This is a genomic window from Streptomyces sp. D2-8 (assembly GCF_023184515.1).
GTDB lineage: Bacteria > Actinomycetota > Actinomycetes > Streptomycetales > Streptomycetaceae > Streptomyces.
The window spans coordinates 277,580-296,294 of record NZ_JAAHBP010000007.1 but is presented as its reverse complement, the minus strand read 5'-3'; the positions used below and the strand labels follow the sequence as shown (position 1 = coordinate 296,294).

The 18,715-nt window shown below is 68.5% G+C and carries 13 protein-coding genes and 2 pseudogenes; 8 read left to right on the top strand and 7 right to left on the bottom strand.

The annotated features are described in order from the left end of the window. Positions 1-144: 144 nt before the first annotated feature. Both G3I77_RS15035 and G3I77_RS15030 read right to left on the bottom strand, forming a co-directional pair. Positions 145-1,188: an acyl-CoA desaturase gene (locus G3I77_RS15035; RefSeq protein ID WP_248503959.1), complete on the bottom strand. Its 1,044-nt coding sequence runs from the start codon at positions 1,186-1,188 to the stop codon at positions 145-147. Between the two features lie 282 nt (positions 1,189-1,470). Continuing rightward, entirely contained in the window at positions 1,471-2,280 is an 810-nt protein-coding gene (locus G3I77_RS15030) for a hypothetical protein (RefSeq protein WP_248503956.1), read from the bottom strand. Positions 2,281-2,402: 122 nt separating this feature from the next. Between G3I77_RS15030 and amaP the strand changes: the two genes are divergently transcribed. Further along, positions 2,403-2,996, top strand: coding sequence for an alkaline shock response membrane anchor protein AmaP (gene amaP, locus G3I77_RS15025; RefSeq protein WP_248503953.1), 594 nt, complete (start codon positions 2,403-2,405; stop codon positions 2,994-2,996). A gap of 17 nt (positions 2,997-3,013) precedes the next feature. Here amaP and G3I77_RS15020 read toward each other — a convergent pair. Both G3I77_RS15020 and G3I77_RS15015 read right to left on the bottom strand, forming a co-directional pair. Then, a pseudogene (locus G3I77_RS15020) lies at positions 3,014-3,946 on the bottom strand (mobilization protein); the annotation flags it as partial. 478 nt (positions 3,947-4,424) lie between these two features. Continuing rightward, positions 4,425-6,440 (bottom strand): glycosyl hydrolase, encoded by a 2,016-nt coding sequence (locus G3I77_RS15015; RefSeq protein ID WP_248503951.1) that lies wholly within the window; start codon positions 6,438-6,440, stop codon positions 4,425-4,427. An 854-nt stretch (positions 6,441-7,294) separates the two neighbouring features. Between G3I77_RS15015 and G3I77_RS15010 the strand changes: the two are divergent. Further along, positions 7,295-7,819: pseudogene (locus G3I77_RS15010) on the top strand (tyrosine-type recombinase/integrase); the annotation flags it as partial. Between the two features lie 334 nt (positions 7,820-8,153). Here G3I77_RS15010 and G3I77_RS15005 read toward each other — a convergent pair. Further along, a complete protein-coding gene (locus tag G3I77_RS15005; RefSeq protein WP_248503949.1) occupies positions 8,154-8,600 on the bottom strand; it encodes a hypothetical protein in 447 nt (148 codons plus the stop codon). Then, positions 8,597-8,863, bottom strand: a complete 267-nt coding sequence (locus G3I77_RS15000; RefSeq protein WP_248503946.1) for a hypothetical protein — start codon at positions 8,861-8,863, stop codon at positions 8,597-8,599. Before G3I77_RS15000 ends, G3I77_RS15005 begins: the two co-directional genes overlap by 4 nt. Positions 8,864-10,107: 1,244 nt before the next feature. On the opposite strand from G3I77_RS15000, the gene G3I77_RS14995 reads away from it, so the two are divergent. From G3I77_RS14995 to G3I77_RS14970, 6 genes are all read left to right on the top strand, one after another. Then, positions 10,108-10,332: a hypothetical protein gene (locus G3I77_RS14995; RefSeq protein ID WP_248503943.1), complete on the top strand. Its 225-nt coding sequence runs from the start codon at positions 10,108-10,110 to the stop codon at positions 10,330-10,332. Positions 10,333-10,472: 140 nt separating this feature from the next. Then, on the top strand, positions 10,473-11,477 hold the full coding sequence (locus G3I77_RS14990; RefSeq protein ID WP_248503939.1) for an ABC transporter substrate-binding protein: 1,005 nt from the start codon (positions 10,473-10,475) through the stop codon (positions 11,475-11,477). Between the two features lie 95 nt (positions 11,478-11,572). Next, positions 11,573-13,111 (top strand): sugar ABC transporter ATP-binding protein, encoded by a 1,539-nt coding sequence (locus G3I77_RS14985; protein WP_248503938.1) that lies wholly within the window; start codon positions 11,573-11,575, stop codon positions 13,109-13,111. After that, a complete protein-coding gene (locus G3I77_RS14980; RefSeq protein WP_248503937.1) occupies positions 13,108-14,202 on the top strand; it encodes an ABC transporter permease in 1,095 nt (364 codons plus the stop codon). The genes G3I77_RS14985 and G3I77_RS14980 overlap by 4 nt, the downstream gene beginning before the upstream one ends. Beyond that, on the top strand, positions 14,199-15,230 hold the full coding sequence (gene yjfF / locus G3I77_RS14975) for a galactofuranose ABC transporter, permease protein YjfF (protein ID WP_248503936.1): 1,032 nt from the start codon (positions 14,199-14,201) through the stop codon (positions 15,228-15,230). The genes G3I77_RS14980 and yjfF overlap by 4 nt, the downstream gene beginning before the upstream one ends. 100 nt (positions 15,231-15,330) lie before the next feature. Further along, positions 15,331-16,761, top strand: a complete 1,431-nt coding sequence (locus G3I77_RS14970; protein WP_248503935.1) for a glycoside hydrolase family 43 protein — start codon at positions 15,331-15,333, stop codon at positions 16,759-16,761. A 707-nt stretch (positions 16,762-17,468) separates the two neighbouring features. On the opposite strand, the gene G3I77_RS14965 is transcribed toward G3I77_RS14970, so the two are convergent. Then, a complete protein-coding gene (locus tag G3I77_RS14965; RefSeq protein ID WP_248503934.1) occupies positions 17,469-18,698 on the bottom strand; it encodes a serine hydrolase in 1,230 nt (409 codons plus the stop codon). Between the last annotated feature and the right edge of the window lie 17 nt (positions 18,699-18,715).

Genomic DNA, 18,715 nt, shown 5'->3' with positions numbered 1-18,715 from the left:
TGGCTCGCCGCGTGAGACTCGCGTCCTGCGAGATCTTCGCCGCCAGGTTCTCCAAGTCGTCGCCGAGTGCCGAATCACCGCGCTCCTGGATCGGTGCGTGCTGGCCGTGACCACATCACTGACTCCGATGGCTGCGGCACGTCTCTAGGTAGGGACGCGGGCATGCCTGAGCGGTGCTCCGGCCTCATGGAGGCTGGTGAGGGCCTTCCGGTAGGAGGTGATCAGCCCGGTCTCGACGTAGTCCACGCCCAGGTCCTCGCAGTAGCGCCGGACGATGGTCCGGGCCTTGCGCAGGTTGGGGCTGGGCATGCTGGGGAACAGGTGGTGCTCGATCTGGTGGTTCAGCCCGCCCAGTGCGATGTCGGTGAGCCTGCCGCCGCGCACGTTGCGTGAGGTGAGCACCTGGCGGCGCAGGAAGTCCGGGCGGTCTTCGCCCGTCAGGATCGGCATGCCCTTGTGGTTGGGCGCGAAGAGGGAGCCGAGATAGACGCCGAACAGGCCCTGGTGGACGGCGAGGAAGGCGATCGCCATACCGGGCGGCAGCAGCCAGAGCAGGACGGCCAGGTATGCCGCGAAGTGCGCGAACAGCAGGGCGCCGTCGAGGGTTCGGTGCTTGAGCGAGCGGTTGGCCAGTGCCTTCACGCTCGACACGTGCAGGTTGAAGCCCTCCAGGGTGAGGAGCGGGAAGAAGAGGAACGCCTGCCAGCGGCCGAGCAGGCGGGGGAGGCCCTTGGCTGCCCGGGCCTGATCCTGGGACCAGACCAGCAGGTCGGGGTCGAGGTCTGGGTCGAGGTCCTCGTGGTTGGGGTTGGCGTGGTGGCGGGTGTGCTTGTCCTGCCACCACCCGTAGCCCATCCCGATACCGGCACCGGCGATCCGTCCGGACACCTCGCTGGCCCGGCGTCGGCGGAACACCTGTCGGTGGGCCGCGTCATGGGCGAGCAGAGCGACCTGGCCGAAGACGACGGCCAGGAAGGCGGCGACGGTCAGGGTCCACCAGCTGTCGCCGATGAGCGCGACGGCGGCCCACCCACCGACGTAGAGCACGGCCACCACCGTGATCCGCACTGCGTAATAGCCAGGACGGCGCCCCAGCAGGCCGGCATCAGCAATCTTTCTCGACAATCGGGCGAAGTCACTACCGGACGTCCCCGAGGGCGGGGGGCGGACCGTGGTGTTTGTGGTCATGTCGCTGAAGCTCTCTCCGAAGGAGGCAGATGGTCAGGCGCCGCCTCGGGAGTTGCAGAGACCGGGCCACGGCAGGGATGCGCTTCCGCCGCCCCGGATGCACATCGCGCGACCGCGGAAGCAAGGACGACGTCTGCTTCGTCTGTCGGCGGCAGCGCAGGCCCTGTCTGCATGCGGGTTCCCTGCCAGGCGGGTCTCACACCGTGGCAGGACTGGGCTGGCGAACCGGTCCGCGCACGTTCAGGGAAGAACCGGGGACGGCCGGTGAAGGGGGCCGGCCGATCACTGAGGGGCACTCATCACGGTGACCGGCGAGGTCCGTCGCCAGGCCGCGGTTTCCGTGATGAGGACGGCGACGGTGACCGGGCCCGGGGTGTCAGTGGTGGCTGCCTCGGCTACCTCCTCCCGGACGGCCCGGGCGACTTTTAGCGGATGGTGTCCGGGGCCGACCGCGAGGTGAACCTCGATGTGTCGGCCGGGTGGATCATCATGGTCCTCCACCCTGACCGGGCGGCTGCCCAGCACGGCGGTGAGGTGGGGGACGCCCGGCACACCCGCTGCGACGTCCGCCAGCTCCCCGACGAGTCCCCGCATGGACCCTGTTCCGGTCACGGAGGGCGAGCTCCGCGCGGCCGCGGCTTCCGGCGTGGGCCTCATGGCCGTCGTCGCCGCGGTCCGAGGCGTCACGCCTGCCTCCGGGACCTCACGGAGATCCGTCACGCGCATGTCAGCCGTCACCGTGGCCAGCCCGAGCCGTTCCGTGGCCGCGCCCAGCAGTGTGCTCCTCAATTCGTCGGCGGTCTCCGGCAGCGGCCGCGCGAGGGATGCGGTGAAGGCGGCCTCGATGGCGAGGGGGCCAGGTGGTAGCGCGCTGGCCGGCGGACGGACGACCGGCTCGGACACGGGTTGGAGCGGCGCCGACCCGATGCGCAGGGACTCCAGCCGGACACCGGGGACCTCGGCGGCAGTGCGCCCGAGGGCCTGGACGGCCGCTTGCTCGGTGATCCACGTCCCGTCGTCGGGCCCGCCGAGCGGGAGCAGCCGGCCCAGGCCAAGCTGGCTTCGTACTGCCTGCGTCCACGCCTCGGTCACTGGCCTCTCACCCTTCTTCTCCACGGCCGCGGTTCTCTTCCCGCGGCGCTCTGCCCGGAGTGCCCGCGATCCCGCACTGGCCGTGCGCGTCCGGCGCCCCAAGAAGGGCTGAGGTGATCCTGATGCTCAAGACGGTGAACCGGGTGCTGCTCGGGATTCTCGGCCTCGGACTGTTCGCCCTGGGCGGCGGCGTGCTGCTGGGCGCACTGGACCTGCAGCGCCACTGGGATTTCGACGTGCCGGGCTGGTGGCCCTTCCGCGGGCCCGACGATGTGGTGCTGGGCACCGAGGGACGCACCCGGTGGCGGGACGAGGGCTGGTGGTGGCCGACCGTGATCGCGGTGCTCGCCGTGCTGCTGGCCCTGCTGCTGTGGTGGCTCCTCGCGCAACGCAGACACCGCCTGGACCGTGTCCTCGTCAACAGCGAAGACGGCGCGCCGGCCCGACTCGACGGCCGCACACTGGAGAACGTCATCGAGGAAGAGGCACAAGCCCTGGACGGGGTCTCGCGGGCTCATGTCCGGCTGACGGGCCGACGTACCGCTCCGACCGCACGCGTACGGCTGCTGCTGGAGCCTCACGCGGACCCGGCGCGGACTCTGGGGCAACTGAGCCGCGAAACACTCGCACACGCACGAGACTCGGCCGGCCTGGACCGCCTCCCCTCGAAGGTCCGACTCCGGGAAGCCCGCCACCGCGCCGAACGCGCCGCCTAGATGAATGATGCGAAGGGTTAGTGGTCGTAGGCGATCTCCGGGTCTTCGGTGATCTGCTGGGCGTGATCCGGTACGGCCTGCCATACGTAGTGGACGTGCCGGTCCACGGACTGCCGGGGCGGTCGGCGCTGAGCGAGGGCGGCCAGGGGTGCGGCTGCTGCCTGCTCGTAGGCAGCCTGGAGGTGGAGCAGTGTCTGCTGGGCGGCGGCGACCTGCTGGTCGTGGTGGCGCAGCTGGTGCCAGCGGGCGGCGGCGATGACGACGAGGATCGCGGCGTCGAGGAACATCGCCAGGGCGGCGCCGTCCTTGGGGGCGGGCTCGCGGAGCATGGCACGGACGGCGCCACGCAGGGCGCGGGCGTGGTGGTGTTCGGCTTGGATGCGGGAGCGGGTGGCGCGTTCGAACGCGGCCGCTGCTTCTCGGAGTTGGGGACGCAGGGGCTGGGGCGCGAGGAGGGGAAGGGCGTCGAGGGCTTCACCTAAGGCGGCGAGGTGACCCTGGGACGCTTCGTCGTCGGCTTGGTCGAGGCGGTGGGGGATGCGCTCGGTGGCGGCCGTGGCCTGGTGCCATGGGTCGGGCCTGCGCCGACCCGGCTGGTCGGCGGGCTGCGGTTCGATGTTCGCCAGGCGTTCTTGGATCTTGGGAAAGGACAGGTCCGGAGCGAGTTTGGAGCCGGAGTACCAGATCGGGCCGCCTGCGTCGTCATCGAGGGCGACCTTGTAGCCGCGTACGTCGCCGGAGGGGAAGTACACGATCCCGACGAGCACGCCGTCGATGTGGCGGAGCAGGTCGACGAACTCCTCCATGCTGGAGGCGGCGGCCACAGCCGTGCGCACGGTGGCGCGCAGCCGCTCAGGGGCGGTCTTGTCCTGGCCGGCGCGGCGGGCCTTCTCCTGCTCGGCGCGGGTAGGCCGCTTGGCCGCAGTGCGGTCCCCGCGCACCACCTGGAACGAGTCCGTGCCGGATGATGCTGATCTGTCGGGAGGAATTTCGGAGATCAACTCTCCGTCCGCTCACGCACCGCTCACGCAAACGGCCCCGGACGAGGAGTCCGAGGCCGAGTGGGAGCCCTCCCTGGGGGAGAAACCCCAGGTCAGACCTGCACCCGCTTTAGGAGTTTCCCTGGGCGGGGCTGTGACCTGCAGAAACGTCGACTGCGTGGTGCCTGGCCTGGGAAAACACTCCTCCGTAGTTCTCACGTGTTCGCGGGGTTTCCCGGCCTCATGTGTGCCGAATCCGTTCTGCGGAGGTGCCTCCTGGCAGGGCGTCCACGATTCGTTCCGCGGCCTCCAGCAACGGTATGCGGCCTACGCGGGACGTCCGGCGCGGTCCCCGCACGGAAGCGTGATCTCGGCGCAAGGGGACTCGGGCGGCGGTAACCCCGCGCCGGGTGTGCCATTCGGCAGGGGGTTACCGCGTGCCGGTGTGTCATTCGGCCCTGATGTTGTCCACGTACACGATGCCCTTGGCCGCCGCGCCGCTCCCATGGACGAGGTACAGATTGAACGCCGTCACCTTGGCGAGGTGAGCCGCGTCGAGCACCGCTCCGGCGTGTGCGGTGTCCCAGGGAGCGGGCGTGAACTCGTTGAAGGGTGCCCTGACCTCCTGCCCGCTCGTGTCGGACAGCGGAACCTGGTACCAGAAATCGACTCCGCCGGCGACGATCTGGAGCGCCCCGCCGTTTGCGGAACCGTCGCCCTGCAGCCACAGGGCAAGGGACGTGAAGGCGGACCAGTCCGCGTCGACCGGCTTGCCTGTGCCGGTGTACTCGGCGCCGGTGAAGTCGTACGCGTAGGCCAGTCCGTAGGAGCCCGAGGACTTATGGTCGGCTGACAGGGTGAGGGTGTGGGAGTTGACATGGGTGTACGCCTCGCTCAGGGCGACATCGTCTCCGGCGTATCCCTCGAAGTCGTCGACCCAACCAGCAGGCAGCGGTTGGACCTCGGTGAGGAGGACCACGGCCGAGTCGGTGAGCGTCTTGCCGTCCACCCGCGCGCTCACGGTGAGGGTCACCGAGCGGTTGTTCCGCGTGGCCGGGTCGATCGACCAGTCGCCCGAGTAGAAGCCGTCGGCGTCGAGGCGCAGCCGTCTGGCGCGTCCGCCGTTCACGGAGTAGGTGACCCGGCTCGCCCTCGAGGGCGTGACACGCACCCGGACGGTGGTCTTGGAGGCCACTACGCGCTGCCGGTCCGTAGGGGTCACGAGGTGCATGAACGGGGCGTTCCTGACAGCGGTGGTGCGAGCGGAGTACACCCCCCGGAGATCGGCGGCGAACAGGGTGTAGGGGTCCTGGTGGTAGGTGACGAAGTCCGGTAGCAGGCCGTGGCCCGGGTACGGGACATAAGCACGCTTGGTGCCTCCGAAGTTGGCCCAGGTGAGCATGTACGTCATCTGACGGGCCAGCGGGTCCGCCTGGATGGCCTGCGACAGCTGGGTGAACCACTGCGGGTTGCGGACCTCGGTGCCGCTCTCCCCGAACTCGGTGAAGGCCGGAGCCTTGCCTCGCTCGTTCGCCAGCCCGACCACCATCGCCAGATCCTTCACCACACCGTCCAGCCAGGGGGTCGGTCCGGCGTTTTCGTCATAGGAGTCGTAGCCGAGGATGTCGACGAAACGGTCACCGGGGTAGGTCTTCAGATAGCTGGTCGGGTCGCCTCCGAAACTGGAGTTGGGCGAGTAGGCGTAGAGCAGGTTGTGGACGCCCCTGGTGTCGCGCAGGTACTCGACGGTGTAGCGGAACAGCTCGATGAACTCGGCCGAGGTGGTGTGGCCGGCGCCCCACCAGAACCAGGCTCCGTTGTTCTCGTGGAAGGGGCGGAAGACGACCGGGATCGCGGTGCCGTCCGGCCGCCGTGCGCCCTTGACCGCCTTCGCGATGCGGTTGAGGAAGGCGTTGAAGTCCGCGTGTTTCGCGCCTCCGGGAAGGATCTGACTGACCACTCGACCCGTTGTGTCGTAGAAGTTCTTGCCCGTGACGAAGTTCGGCATGTGAGCGCTGAGGGTGTTGATCCCGCCGCGTGCGTCTCCCTGCCGGATGCACCGGCTGAGCGCGGCGATGTTCTCGGCTTCGGTCCCGCCCTCGACGCCGGGGCGTTCGTCGCCGTCGAGGATGAGGGTGTCCCAGCCGAAGACTGCGGGGTAGTCGCCCACCGCCGCCTTGGTGTCGGACGCCTTGCCGTCGGGGGTGGTGAAGGTGAAGCCATAGGTGAGGTCGTGCTGGTGACCGAACAGGATGCCTTTGCCCTGCTGCCGCTTCAGGTACGCGAACAGCGCGCGGGTGGCGGGGGTCGCCTTGTCGTCGACGATCCGGACCGGCGTCGGCGCGCCGGCGAGCGCCGTGGGGGAGGTCGCCGCGACGGCCACCGATGTTCGGGCGCCGGCTGCCGCGGCGACCGTGGCACCGAGGAGGATGAACGTGCGACGGTTCAGGGGAGAGCTGGGCATGTATGTCTCCGTTCGACGTGGCGATCTCTCGCCAAGGGGAGGTGCACCCCGGGGAGCCGGGGTGCACCTCCCCGAGGGGTGTCGTGGGCCGCCCCCCGTCGACGGCGCCAGTCGTCGTCGGGCACGGCGGCTGGTCGCCGTAGTCGTATGCCGGGCCGGGGGCGCTCAGGTGGCTTTGGACAGGCGGCTGCTCGGCCTGCTCAGTCAGCCGTCGAACAGCCGTCGCACTCCGGGGGACGAGCCGTCTTCCACTCGCAGGTGTGGCCTGTCGTGGCTTCCCCGGTCGGAGTGCGTACTTCACCGCGGGGCTGACCTTGATCAAGATCGTGGAGCCGTCCCTGCACTCCTTGACGATCTCGATCTTGGTGTTGGCGCCAAGTCGTGGTCGTGCTCGGTGTGGTCCATCGGATCCTGCCGGTCCACGGCCGCCGTCGGTGCACCCTCGTGGCCTGCGCCACCGCGAAGGCCGAGAACGTGGCTGCCACCGCTGCAAGGGCGACGCTGGTCGCCGCTGCCCTGAGCATCCAGGGTCTGTAGGTCACTTGTGGGGGGTCCTTCCCGTGACGCGGTCGGCTGCAGGTAGATGGGGTCCTGGTCAGGGACATCCGCAACGCACGACACACGTGAACTTCAAGTGGCGCTATTCGACTAGAGGTTGAGGAAGAAGGAAAGAGTTTGGCTGGTCTTGGTCAAGACGCCTCTTGCGGAGAGTCATTGACGATCCACCTCCTCCTGATCCAGGTCCCGCCCTCCTGGTCTCGCCGCTGCCGCCGGGCACCTGCCGGACCAAAGCGCGCAACGAACCTCACCGCGGCGTAGGCAAACGGATGCTCGACGGGCGCCAAGTTGCCCGGCTCCGCCGGGGAGAGATCGTGGGCCTGCGCTGGTCGGACCTCGACAACCGCGTCCTCTACGTCCGCCACCAGGTCCAGCGCCGCCGTGGCGTTCTGTACGACGACGACCCCAAGAGCCGTCGTCGCCGCGCAGTCCCTCTGCCCGCCCTCTGCGTCGCGCCCCTGCGCTGGCACCGCCTACGGCAGGCGGACGCTCGCGCCAAGGCGGGGGAGAGGTGGCCGGAGTCGGACTATGTCTTCGCCACCCGAACCGGCCGCCCCGTGGAGCCGCGCAACCTGTACCGCTCCTTCACCCGCGTCGCCGAGTCCGCCGGCCTCCGCGTGATCCGGTTGCACGACGTTCGCCACGGGACGGCCACCCTCCTCACGGCGGCCGGAGTCGCGCCCCGCGTCGTGATGGAGGTCCTCGGTCACTCCCAGATCAGCATCACCATGGACGTCTACACGCACGTCGTCCAGGACACGCAGCGCGAAGCCATGAGCCACATGGATCGCCTGCTCAGGAGACGCCCCGGTCGTCAGTGACCAGGCTCGTTGATGTCAGCTGTAGATGTCAGAAGGGCTCGCACCTACGAAAGTCGTAGGTGCGAGCCCTTCTGACCTGGTGCCCCCGGCAGGATTCGAACCTGCGACACCCGCTTTAGGAGTTTTCCCTGGGCAGGGCTGTGACCTGCGAAAATATGGACTAGAGCGGGTCTGGCCTGGGGAAACGCTCCTCCGTAGTTCTCACGTCTTCGCGGTGCTTCCCGTTCCCGTGTGTGCTGCATACGTGCCGGTGGATGCTGTCCGGCGAGGGCACGGGTTGCTCAGGGGAGCCGGCGAGTGGCCGGAGTGAGGTACAGGCGGCGTCTCGTCATCGTCAGACCTTCTCGACTCGCACGGCGTGCCCCGCGAGGAGTTGATTCATGTCGTCGGTGTCGGAGGTGAAGACGGTTGCCTCAGCTCCCTGCACGGCTTCCCGCCCGGCTACGGCCGCCAGAATGGCGTCGATGGCGTACTTGTGCCCATGCAGGCCGGCTGCCTTCAGCATGTCGCGCGCCATGGCGATCACCTGGTCGTCCGTGTGCACGATGCGGATCCGGGACAGCGTCCAGTTCCACAGTGCCTGCCTCGACGTTTCGCGAGGGTCCCATGCCTCCAAGGTCGTGAGCGCCGAGGTGACGATCGGGATGTCCAGCCGGGGAGCCGTCTTGATCAGCGCAGTCATCTCCCGATCGCCCTGAACCGCCTTGGAGAGAGCCTCGGAGTCGAAGACGAAGACGCGCTGCCGCGGCCGGTGCAGCTTCGCTCGGGCGGTGCGGCTCACGCGGCCTCGTCCGAGTGTGATCGCTGCTCGTCATGCCAGCCGTCAATCGCGGCGATGCGGTCCAGCGCTGCTTGCTGCTCGTCTTCCGTCACGACGCCGTGCTCTTCTTCGAGACGTTCGGCCAACTCGCGCAGTCGATCCATGGCGTCCTGATGAGCGGCGGCGGCCGCGATGTAGCCGGACACCCCGCGCGCGTCGACGCGTTCCTTGATTGATTCCACCAGCTCTTCCGGCACGGTGATGGTGATCTTCCGGGTTGCCATACTTAAAGTATGCCAGATCTCGTCCGGTGTGGCCGGCCTCTTGGGGGTCCTCGCCTGCCCGGGCCGCCCTCCCGGCGGATGCCGCGCAGGTCTGCGAGAGGCGCGTCTGGGGTGCGTGTGGGGATGTGGGCTCTCTGTGGAATCCTGGCGTGAGGAAGGCCCCCCGTTCGAATGGGACGAGGGGCCTGGACTCTCTTACCTGCGGTGCAGGTGGTGCCCCCGGCAGGATTCGAACCTGCGGCACCCGCTTGAGGAGTTTCCCCTGGGCGAGGTTGTGACCTGCGGAAACGTCGACTGCCGGGCGCCTGGCCCGGGGAAGCGCCCCTCCGTGGTTCCCACGTGTTCATGGGGCTTCCCGGCCTCATGTGTGCTGAATCCGTATCGCGAGGGCGCCGCCTGGCGTCACAGACTGCCGACGTGCCCGTCCGCGCCCGCTCGCGCGGTGGATCGCTAGGCATGCGCTGGTCATGGCAGGCGAGACAGCGTCCGGAGCTGAATCCGGATGTTTCGGCCTCAGCCTGCGCCCGAGCCCCAGCTCCTCAGGGGCGCACCGTGCGATGAGGGGCGCCGCCCCAAGCCGAGCCGTGCCGTGGTCCGGGCGCGAGGCGTCCGGCGTTCGCGATCCCGTCCCGTGGGCGGTAGCAGGCAGGGACGGGTCGCACGGACCGTGGTCCTGCCGGATGTGTCGCCGTCATGACGGTGCCCTCATTTCGCGGCTCCGACCCGGACCAGCGTGCAAGGAGGACCGCTAGCGGGCCGATCGTCCGGGATGTCGCACAGAGTTCGATACTTCGTTCAGCGATCGAAAGGTATGGCCCTGCCTGCCGAGCGTCAATATCTCAGCCGAAGAAGGCGCTTTCGCGCCGGGCGACCGGCAGGCCGTCACCCTCGCCCGCTGCCCCGCGTTACCCAAACGTGATGGCCTGCTTCTCGCGCAACCTCTTGACCAGGGGGGACGGGGGGCGCTCATATAACCTCCCCATCACTGACCACTTGAGGGAGGTACGGCCGTGGCGCATCCGGCGCACAGCAGCACCTCCCTGGCAGGTTGCGGCCAACGATTAGACCGCACCTCTCCTTGCGGAAGCCGGGCGAAAGTGGGCGCCCGTGCCCCCTGCGACGCCGCCGGGTCCGGGTTCGCGCCCCGGAGTCGGAGTTCTCGGCGCCTCTGCTGAGCGCGGTCCGCCAGGGCCTCTTCGCAGTGGCGGAGTGAAGCCGCGCCCTGCTCCTGGAGCCGTCGAGGAGTGGAACGAGGGCACGGCCCGACCGGAGCACCTCCGGTCGTCATCGAGCCCGGACCCATCGCCCGCGTCGGCCCGGGCGACATCAGCGCACACGACCACTTCGCCGGCCCCTCCCTGATCCCGCCCCGCCCGCCGATCTGCTCCTCCGGTGCCGAGCGCCTCGCCGGCTCCCCGCCCTCTGCGTCCGGCCGTTCCCGGCCGCACTCCACCCTGACCACCCTCTGACGGCATGCGCCACGCACGTTCAATATTTCGAACATTGGTCGGCCCGCAGAACGGCATCAACCCCCTGGTTTCCGACGGAACGTCAGAAGCCGCAGCAACCGAGTCCCCTCCCCGGGCCGGCTCAACGAAGGAGATCAAGCATGCTCAGCAGAAGAAACTTCCTCACCGCCGCGGTCGGTGTGGCGGCTGCGACCGGACTCGCGGCCTGCGCCAAGGAGGACGGCACCTCTTCCGCCTCCGCCGGCGGCGGCAGCAAGGCGATCACCCTCGGCTTCTCCCAGGTCGGCTCGGAGAGCGGCTGGCGCACCGCCAACAGCGACTCGGTGAAGTCGGCCGCGAAGGAGGCGGGTTACACCCTCAAGTTCTCCGACGCCCAGCAGAAGCAGGAGAACCAGATCTCCGCGATCCGCAACTACATCGCGCAGAAGGTCGACGTCATCGCCTTCTCGCCGGTGGTCGTCACGGGCTGGGACGCGGTGCTCAAGGAGGCCAAGGCCGCGAAGATCCCGGTGGTCCTCACCGACCGCTCCGTCGAGACCTCCGACGACTCCCTCTACGTGACCCTGGTGGGCTCCGACTTCACGGACGAGGGCCGCCGCGCTGCCAAGATCCTGGAGAAGGTCCTGGAGAAGGCGGGCCACAAGGGCGCCGTGAAGATCGCCCAGCTGGAGGGCACCACCGGCGCCGCCCCCGCGATCGAGCGCGCCAAGGGCTTCAAGGAGGTCATGGAGGCGGACCACGCGGACGACTGGAAGGTCGTCGTCAGCCAGACCGGTGACTTCACCCGGGCCGGCGGCAAGCAGGTCATGGCGGCCTTCCTCCAGTCCAACCCGGACATCAACGTGCTCTTCGCCCACAACGACGACATGGCCATCGGCGCCATCCAGTCCATCGAGGCGGCCGGCAAGAAGCCCGGCAAGGACATCCTCATCGTCTCCATCGACGGCGTGAAGGACGGCTTCGTCGCCATGTCCGAAGGCAAGATCAACGCCATCGTCGAGTGCAACCCGCTGCTCGGCCCGCAGCTGATGGAGGTCGTGAAGAAGGTCAAGGACGGCGAGACGGTCGAACGCTGGATCAAGACCAAGGAGAGCGACTTCATGCAGGACCAGGCCAAGGACGCGCTCCCCACCCGCAAGTACTGACCGACCGTCCCCACCGGCAGGGAGCCTCCGGCCGGCCGACGTCCCTCGGCCGGGGGGCTCCCTGCGGACCTGGACCATTCACGAGGAGCGCTGCCATGTCAGAGCCGCAGCCCGTCCTGGAGATGACGGGCATAGTCAAAGAGTTTCCGGGGGTACGGGCTCTGTCGGGCGTCGACTTCCGGCTCTTCGCCGGTGAGATCCACGCCTTGATGGGCGAGAACGGTGCGGGGAAGTCCACCCTCATCAAGGTGCTGACGGGCGTCTACTCCCTGGACGGCGGCACAGTCACCCTGGACGGCGAGTCGGTACGGTTCGGCAGCCCGCTGCAGGCGCAGCAGGCCGGCATCAGCACGGTCTACCAGGAGGTCAACCTCTGCCCCAACCTGTCGGTGGCGGAGAACATCTTCATCGGACGCGAACCCACCCGCGCCGGCCGCATCCAGTGGAAGCGGATGCGCGAGGAGGCGGCGGAGCTGGTCGACCGGCTCGGACTCGACATCGACGTCGCCGCGCCGCTGTCCTCGTACCCGCTGGCCGTGCAGCAACTGGTCGCGATCGTACGGTCGGTGGGCACCGGGAGCCGTGACGCCGCGGGGTCCGGCACCAAGGTGCTGGTCCTCGACGAGCCGACCTCCAGCCTCGACCGCGACGAGGTCCTCGAACTGTTCCGCCTCATGCGGCAGTTGAGGGACGAGGGCGTCGCGATCCTGTTCGTGTCGCACTTCCTCGACCAGATCTACGAGGTCTGCGACCGCATGACCGTCCTGCGCAACGGCACCCTGGTCGGCGAGCACCTGGTCCGCGACCTCGACCAGGTCGGGCTGATCGAGCTGATGATCGGCAAGGCCCTCGACCAGCTCGAGGAACTGCACGAGCACCAGATGCACACCGACGTCGGCGAACCCCTGGTCAAGGCCGAGGGGCTCGGCCGCACCGGCGGGATCGCCCCCTTCGACCTGCAGATCAACAAGGGCGAGGTGCTCGGCCTCGCCGGCCTGCTGGGATCGGGCCGCACCGAACTCGCCCGGCTGCTGTTCGGAGCCGATACCCCCGACAGCGGCAAGGTGACCATCGGCGGCAAGCAGGTCTCGATGAGCGCCCCGAACGACGCCATCGCGGCCGGTGTGGCGTTCTGCTCGGAGAACCGCAAGAGCGAGGGCCTGGTCCCCGACCTGACGGTACGCGAGAACATCGTCCTCGCCCTCCAGGCGGCCCGCGGCTGGACCCGGCCCATCCCGGCCTCCCAGCGCGACGAACTCGTCGCCAGGTACATCAAGGCGCTGGACATCCGCCCCGCCGACCCGGAGGCCCGCGTGGGCCGGCTCAGCGGCGGCAACCAGCAGAAGGTACTGCTCGCCCGCTGGCTGATCACCCAGCCCAAGCTGCTGATCCTGGACGAGCCGACGCGCGGCATCGACGTCGGCGCCAAGACGGAGATCCAGAAACTGGTCGTGTCCCTCTCCGAGGACGGCATGTCGGTGCTGTACATCGCGGCCGAACTGGAGGAGGTGCTCCGGCTCAGCCACACCATCGGAGTGCTGCGCGACCGCCGGCTGGTGGCACGGCTGACCAACGGGCCGGAGATCACCACCAGCAAGATCCTCGAGACCATCGCGAGCGGAGAACACCAGTGACCACCACCTCCCGCTGGCGAGCACTGACGCATCACCACCTGTTCTGGCCGGTCGCGGTCCTGATCGCCCTGCTGCTCGTCAACGTCCCCTTCACGCCCGACTTCTTCTCGATCAACATGACGGACGGCCACCTCTACGGCAGCCTCGTCTCCATCGTGCTGTTCGGCTCACCGCTGATCCTGGTCGCGGTCGGCATGACCCTGGTCATCGCCACCGGCGGCATCGATCTCTCCGTCGGTGCCGTGGTCGCCATCACCGGCGCCCTGACCTGTTCGTACATCAGCGACCAGGCCGACCAGAACACCTTGTCCGCGGTGTTCCTCGCGATGGGCATCGGGCTGGTGGCCGCGGTCGTCTGCGGTCTGTGGAACGGCTTCCTGGTGGCCAGGATGGGGATCCAGCCCATCATCGCGACCCTCATCATCATGGTCGCGGGCCGAGGTGTCGCCCAGCTGATCACCGACGGCCAGATCATCACCATCAACAGCGAGCCGTACAAGCTGATCGGCGGCGGCTACTGGCTGACCCTGCCCTTCTCCGTCTTCGTGGTGGCCGCGGTGGTGGCCGTCACCGTGGCGCTGACCCGCCGCACGGCGCTCGGCCTGCTCGTCGAATCGGTCGGCGGCAACGCCGAGGCCAGCCGCCTGGTCGGCATCAGGTCCACCCGCATCAAGATCATGGTCTACATGTTCTGCGCGCTGTGCGCGGGCATCGCGGGCCTGATGATCAGCTCCAACACCTCGGCCGCGGACGGCAACAACGCCGGCCTGTGGATCGAACTCGACGCCATCCTCGCCGTGGTGATCGGCGGCACCTCGCTGCTCGGCGGCCGGTTCTCCATCGGCGGCACGGTGGTCGGCGCCCTCGTCATCCAGACCCTGACCACCACGATCTACACCATCGGCGTGCCGACCCAGACCAACCTGGTCTTCAAGGCCGCCGTCGTCATCGTCGTCTGCCTGCTGCAGTCCCCGAAGTTCCGGGCCAAGGTCTTCGGCGCGAAGGGCCCCAAGGGCCCGCGCCGGGACGCCGCCCCGGTGGAGCCCGCTCCGGCGGCCGACGCCGCCCCGAAGATGGAGGTGTCGCGATGAGCACGACCACCCAGACCCCCAAGGCGGCTCCGCGCGGCAGCACCGCCTCCCGTGCCCGTGCCACACGCCTGCTCGGCGACCGGCGTCTGCCCGTCCTCGTCACGGCCGCCCTGTTCATCGCCATGTACCTCGGTGGCCTCAGCCGGTACCAGAACTACGGCTTCGGCGAACCCCAGGTGTTCCTCAACCTGTTCATCGACAACGGCTATCTGCTGGTCGCCGCCATCGGTGCCACCTTCGTCATCATGTCGGGCGGCATCGACCTGTCCGTGGGCTCGATGATCGGCTTCACCACCATGTTCACGGCGTGGCTGGTGGAACGCCAGGGACTACCGCTGCTCCTGGTCGTCCCCCTCGCACTGGCCGTCGGCGCCTTCGGCGGTTTCCTGATGGGCTACGTCATCCACAACTTCGAGATCCAGCCCTTCATCGTCACCCTCGCCGGGCTCTTCCTCTTCCGCGGACTGTGCCTGGTCATCAGCAAGGAGTCCATCTCCGTCAACGACGCCTCGGTGGGCACCCTGGCCCAGACGCGGGTGTCGCTGGGCGTGGGGGACCTGTCGATCGGCGCCGTCGTGGCCCTGGTCGTCCTCGCCGTCGCCGCCTACGTGCTCCACTACACCCGCTTCGGACGCCGTGTGTACGCCATCGGCGGCAACGAGCAGTCGGCCCTGCTCATGGGCCTTCCGCTGGGCGGTACGAAGATCGCCGTGTACACGGTGAGCGGCTTCTGCTCGGCCCTGGCCGGTCTGCTGTTCATGCTGTACATCCAGTCGGGCGACCCGCTGCACGCCGTCGGCATGGAACTCGACGCCATCGCCGCCGTGGTCATCGGCGGCACCCTGCTGACCGGCGGTTCCGGGTATGTGCTGGGCACGCTCTTCGGTGTCCTGGTCCTGGGCCTGATCAAGAGCGTCATCACGTTCGAGGGGACGCTCAGCTCCTGGTGGACGAAGATCGCGACGGGTGTGCTGCTGTGCGCCTTCATCCTGATCCAGCGAACCATGACGTCACGCCGGAAGACCTGACAGGCACGGCTGAGAGCCGCGACAGCGGCAAGGAAGTCGACGCCGTCGGCGCGGCGACCACGAGGCAACGGAAAGCCAGAGAAAGACAGGGGAAATGCACATGCGCGCGCTTCTCTCCAGGCTGTCGGCGATATCGCTCGCCGCCTGCCTCCTTTTCACAGGCCAGGCCCTGACCACACCTCAGCGGGCCGCCGCCGCCGACCCGGGCTACCTGATGACGCACTTCATCGGGGAGGGGTCGACCGGCCAGCAGATCTACTTCTCGCACAGCACGGACGGCCTGAACTGGAGTGACCTCAACGGCGGCGGGATGACCCTGCGTTCCACGGTGGGAACCCGAGGGGTGCGCGACCCCGCACTGGTCAGAGCCCCCGGCGGTGACAAGTACTGGATCATCGCGACCGACCTGTGCATCGGCTGCGGGCAGTCATGGGACGACTCCGTGAACAACGGCAGCCGCAACCTCGTGGTGTGGGAGTCGACGGACCTGGTCACCTGGTCGCAGCCGCGGCTGCTCAACGTCGCCGGCGCGATCCCCGACGGGCGCAACGCCTGGGCGCCGGAAGCGATCTGGAACCCCGAGACCAACGACTACGTCCTGTACTGGGCGACGAACGCGACCCGGGGCGGCGTGCTCAAGCACCGCATCTACTACGCCCGCACCACCGACTTCCGCACCATCACCACCCCGCAGCTCTACATCGACCGCCCCGGCACCCAGAACATCATCGACACCCAGATCGTCGAGGTGCCGTCCGGCGTCGGTGACTTCCGTTACGTACGGGCCTCCGGCGACGGCCAGATCACGCTCGAAGGCAGCAACTCGATCCTCGGTACGTGGACCAACCTCGGCAACCTCTCCGGCATCGGCCTGACCGGCTCCCAGGTCGAAGGCCCGATGTGGATGAAGTTCAGGGACCGCAACGAGTGGACTCTGTACCTCGACCAGTACGCCTCCGGACGCGGCTACATGCCGGTCACGACGACCAACCCCTCCGCCGCCGGCACCTACCGGCTCCCGGCGTCGGGAAGCTACAACCTGGGCGGAACGAAGAAGCGCCACGGCGCGATCCTCAACCTGACAGCCGCCGAGGAGAGCCGCGTGCTCTCACGCTGGGCCAACACCCCGGCCAAGCGGCTCCAGTCGTTCAACTTCCAGGACCGGTACGTCCGGCACGCCAACCTCGACGTGCGCATCGACCAGAACGTCACCGGCCCGGACGCCCAGTTCCGGCTGAGGCCCGGCCTGGCGGGCTCGGGCACCGTCTCCTTCGAGTCGGTGAACTTCCCCGGCCACTTCCTGCGGCACTCCAACTACGACTTCCAGCTGGCCTACAACGACGGCACCACCCGGTTCGCCGCGGACGCCACCTTCCGCCAGGTCGCCGGCCTCGCCGACCCGACATGGTCGTCCTTCCAGTCGTACAGCCACCCGGACCGGTACATCCGCCACTACGCCTACGAACTCCGCCTCGACCCGATCACCACCACGACGGCCCGCAGCGACGCCACCTTCCGCTTGACGAACTGACCCACGCCGACAGGCGATCCCATGAAGTGACGCGCCCAACGCCTGCGCGAGGTCCCTCGGCCATGGCGGGGCCGCAGGCGGTTGTGTCTGCGGCCCCGCTCGGGTGTTGGGGGCAGGGCGGGTTGCCGTACCGGAGGCCGCGTCCGTTGGTGCCGGCATGGACGCGGCCGTGGCTGCCGGGGCCGCTGAGGCTCTTCGACACACCGGGAATGCAGCACATGGCCAACGGCCGTGACCGTGTGGCACGACCGTGATCATGCGAAAGGGCCAGCTCGAGAGGACCAAGCCTCTGAACTGGCCCTTCTGGCTGTGCCCCCGGCAGGATTCGAACCTGCGACACCCGCTTTAGGAGTTCGGTCCGAGCCTGCTTCGGGTGCTGTTGCGGACTGGTGCGACGGCCGGACAAGGGCGCTGATGTACGCCCCCGTCCGGCGTCGTTGATGTCAGCCGGGGATGTCATGCACGCCCATCAGACGGTGGAGATCTTCAAGGGCTGCCAGCGGGGCTGCCGCCTGGGGTCGTCGATCGACGCATTTGAAACTCTGCATACTTGGCGGTGAAGACGCAGGTGTAGTCGAGCAGCGCTTCGGCGAGCTCCAAAGCATCTCTGGCGTCTTCCCGGCCTACCGCGTCCTTGCTGAAGGTCGGGGTCGCCCAAGGGAATCTCTCACCCTCGGGTCTACCGGGACCGGGACGCCGGCTCGGTGTCAGTCGTCGATCGCCTGGTAGACCGTGGTCCAGAAATCGTGGAAGAGCCGCGCCGGGTCCGGGACGGACGTCCCGACCTGGGTGAGCAGGATTCCGGTGATCTGGTTTTCCGGGTCGGCGTAGGTCGAGGTACCGCTTCCGCCGTCCCAGCCGAACTGGCCGACGGGCGCGTAGTCGCCGCGGTAGGTGCGCACCGCCATCCCGAAGCCCCAGCCGCCGTGCTGCCCTTGACCGAAGGACACATGGACGTTGTTGACGGCCATGGCGTGTCGGGCGGCTTGCTGCTCGGGCGCGAGGCGGTTGGTGGTCATCAGGTTGACGGCAGCCCGGGACAGGATCCGCTCGGTCCCGTGCATCCCGCCATTGAGCAGCATTCGGAAGTAGGCGTGGTAGTCGTCGGCGGTGGAGTTCAGTCCGCCGCCGCCGCCCTGGAACGCCGGAGGCTGGCTGTGGCGGCCGCCCTTGGCCTCGTCCCACACGTGGAACTCTCCGCTCTGCGGGTCGGGGGCGTAGAGGGGCGGCAGCCGGTCGATCTTGTCGGCGGGCACGTGGAAACCGGTGTCCTTCATGCCCAGGGGGTCGAAGATGCGTTCGCGCAGGAACGTCTCGTACGACTGGCCGGTGACTCTGGCGACGAGCACGCCGAGGAGATCGCTGGCGATGTGGTACTGCCAGCGCTCTCCGGGCTGGTGCATCAGCGGCAGCGCGCCGAGGCGGCGCATCCACTCGTCCGGCTCGGGCATCGGCGTCGGCAGATTGGGCGTGAGCCCCTGCTCGAAGACCGCGTTCATGATCGGAGTTCCCAGCGACGTCATATCCATGCCGAGCCCGAACGTGGAGGTCAGCACGTCCCGTACGGTGATGGGCCGCCGCGCTGGCACGGTGTCGTCCAGCGGGCCGTCGATCCGCTTCAGCACCTGACGGTCGGTGAGTTCGGGCAGCCACGGATCCACCAGGTCGTCCAGCCGCAGCCTGCACTCGTCGAGAAGGACCATCGCCGCCGACATCCCGACCGGCTTGGACGTCGAGGCCATCCGGAAGATCGTGTCCCGGCGCATCGGCGGGCCGCCGTCGTGGCGCATCGTCCCGAGCGCTTCGGCGTGCGTCTCCTCGCCCCGGCTGACCAGCGCGACCAGCCCCGGAATCTTCCCGGACTCGACATACCGCGCCAGCACGTCACGCATCCTGCGCAGCCCTGCTTCGGAGAAGCCGCTGTTGCTTTGTCTCATGATGAATCTCCTTGCGT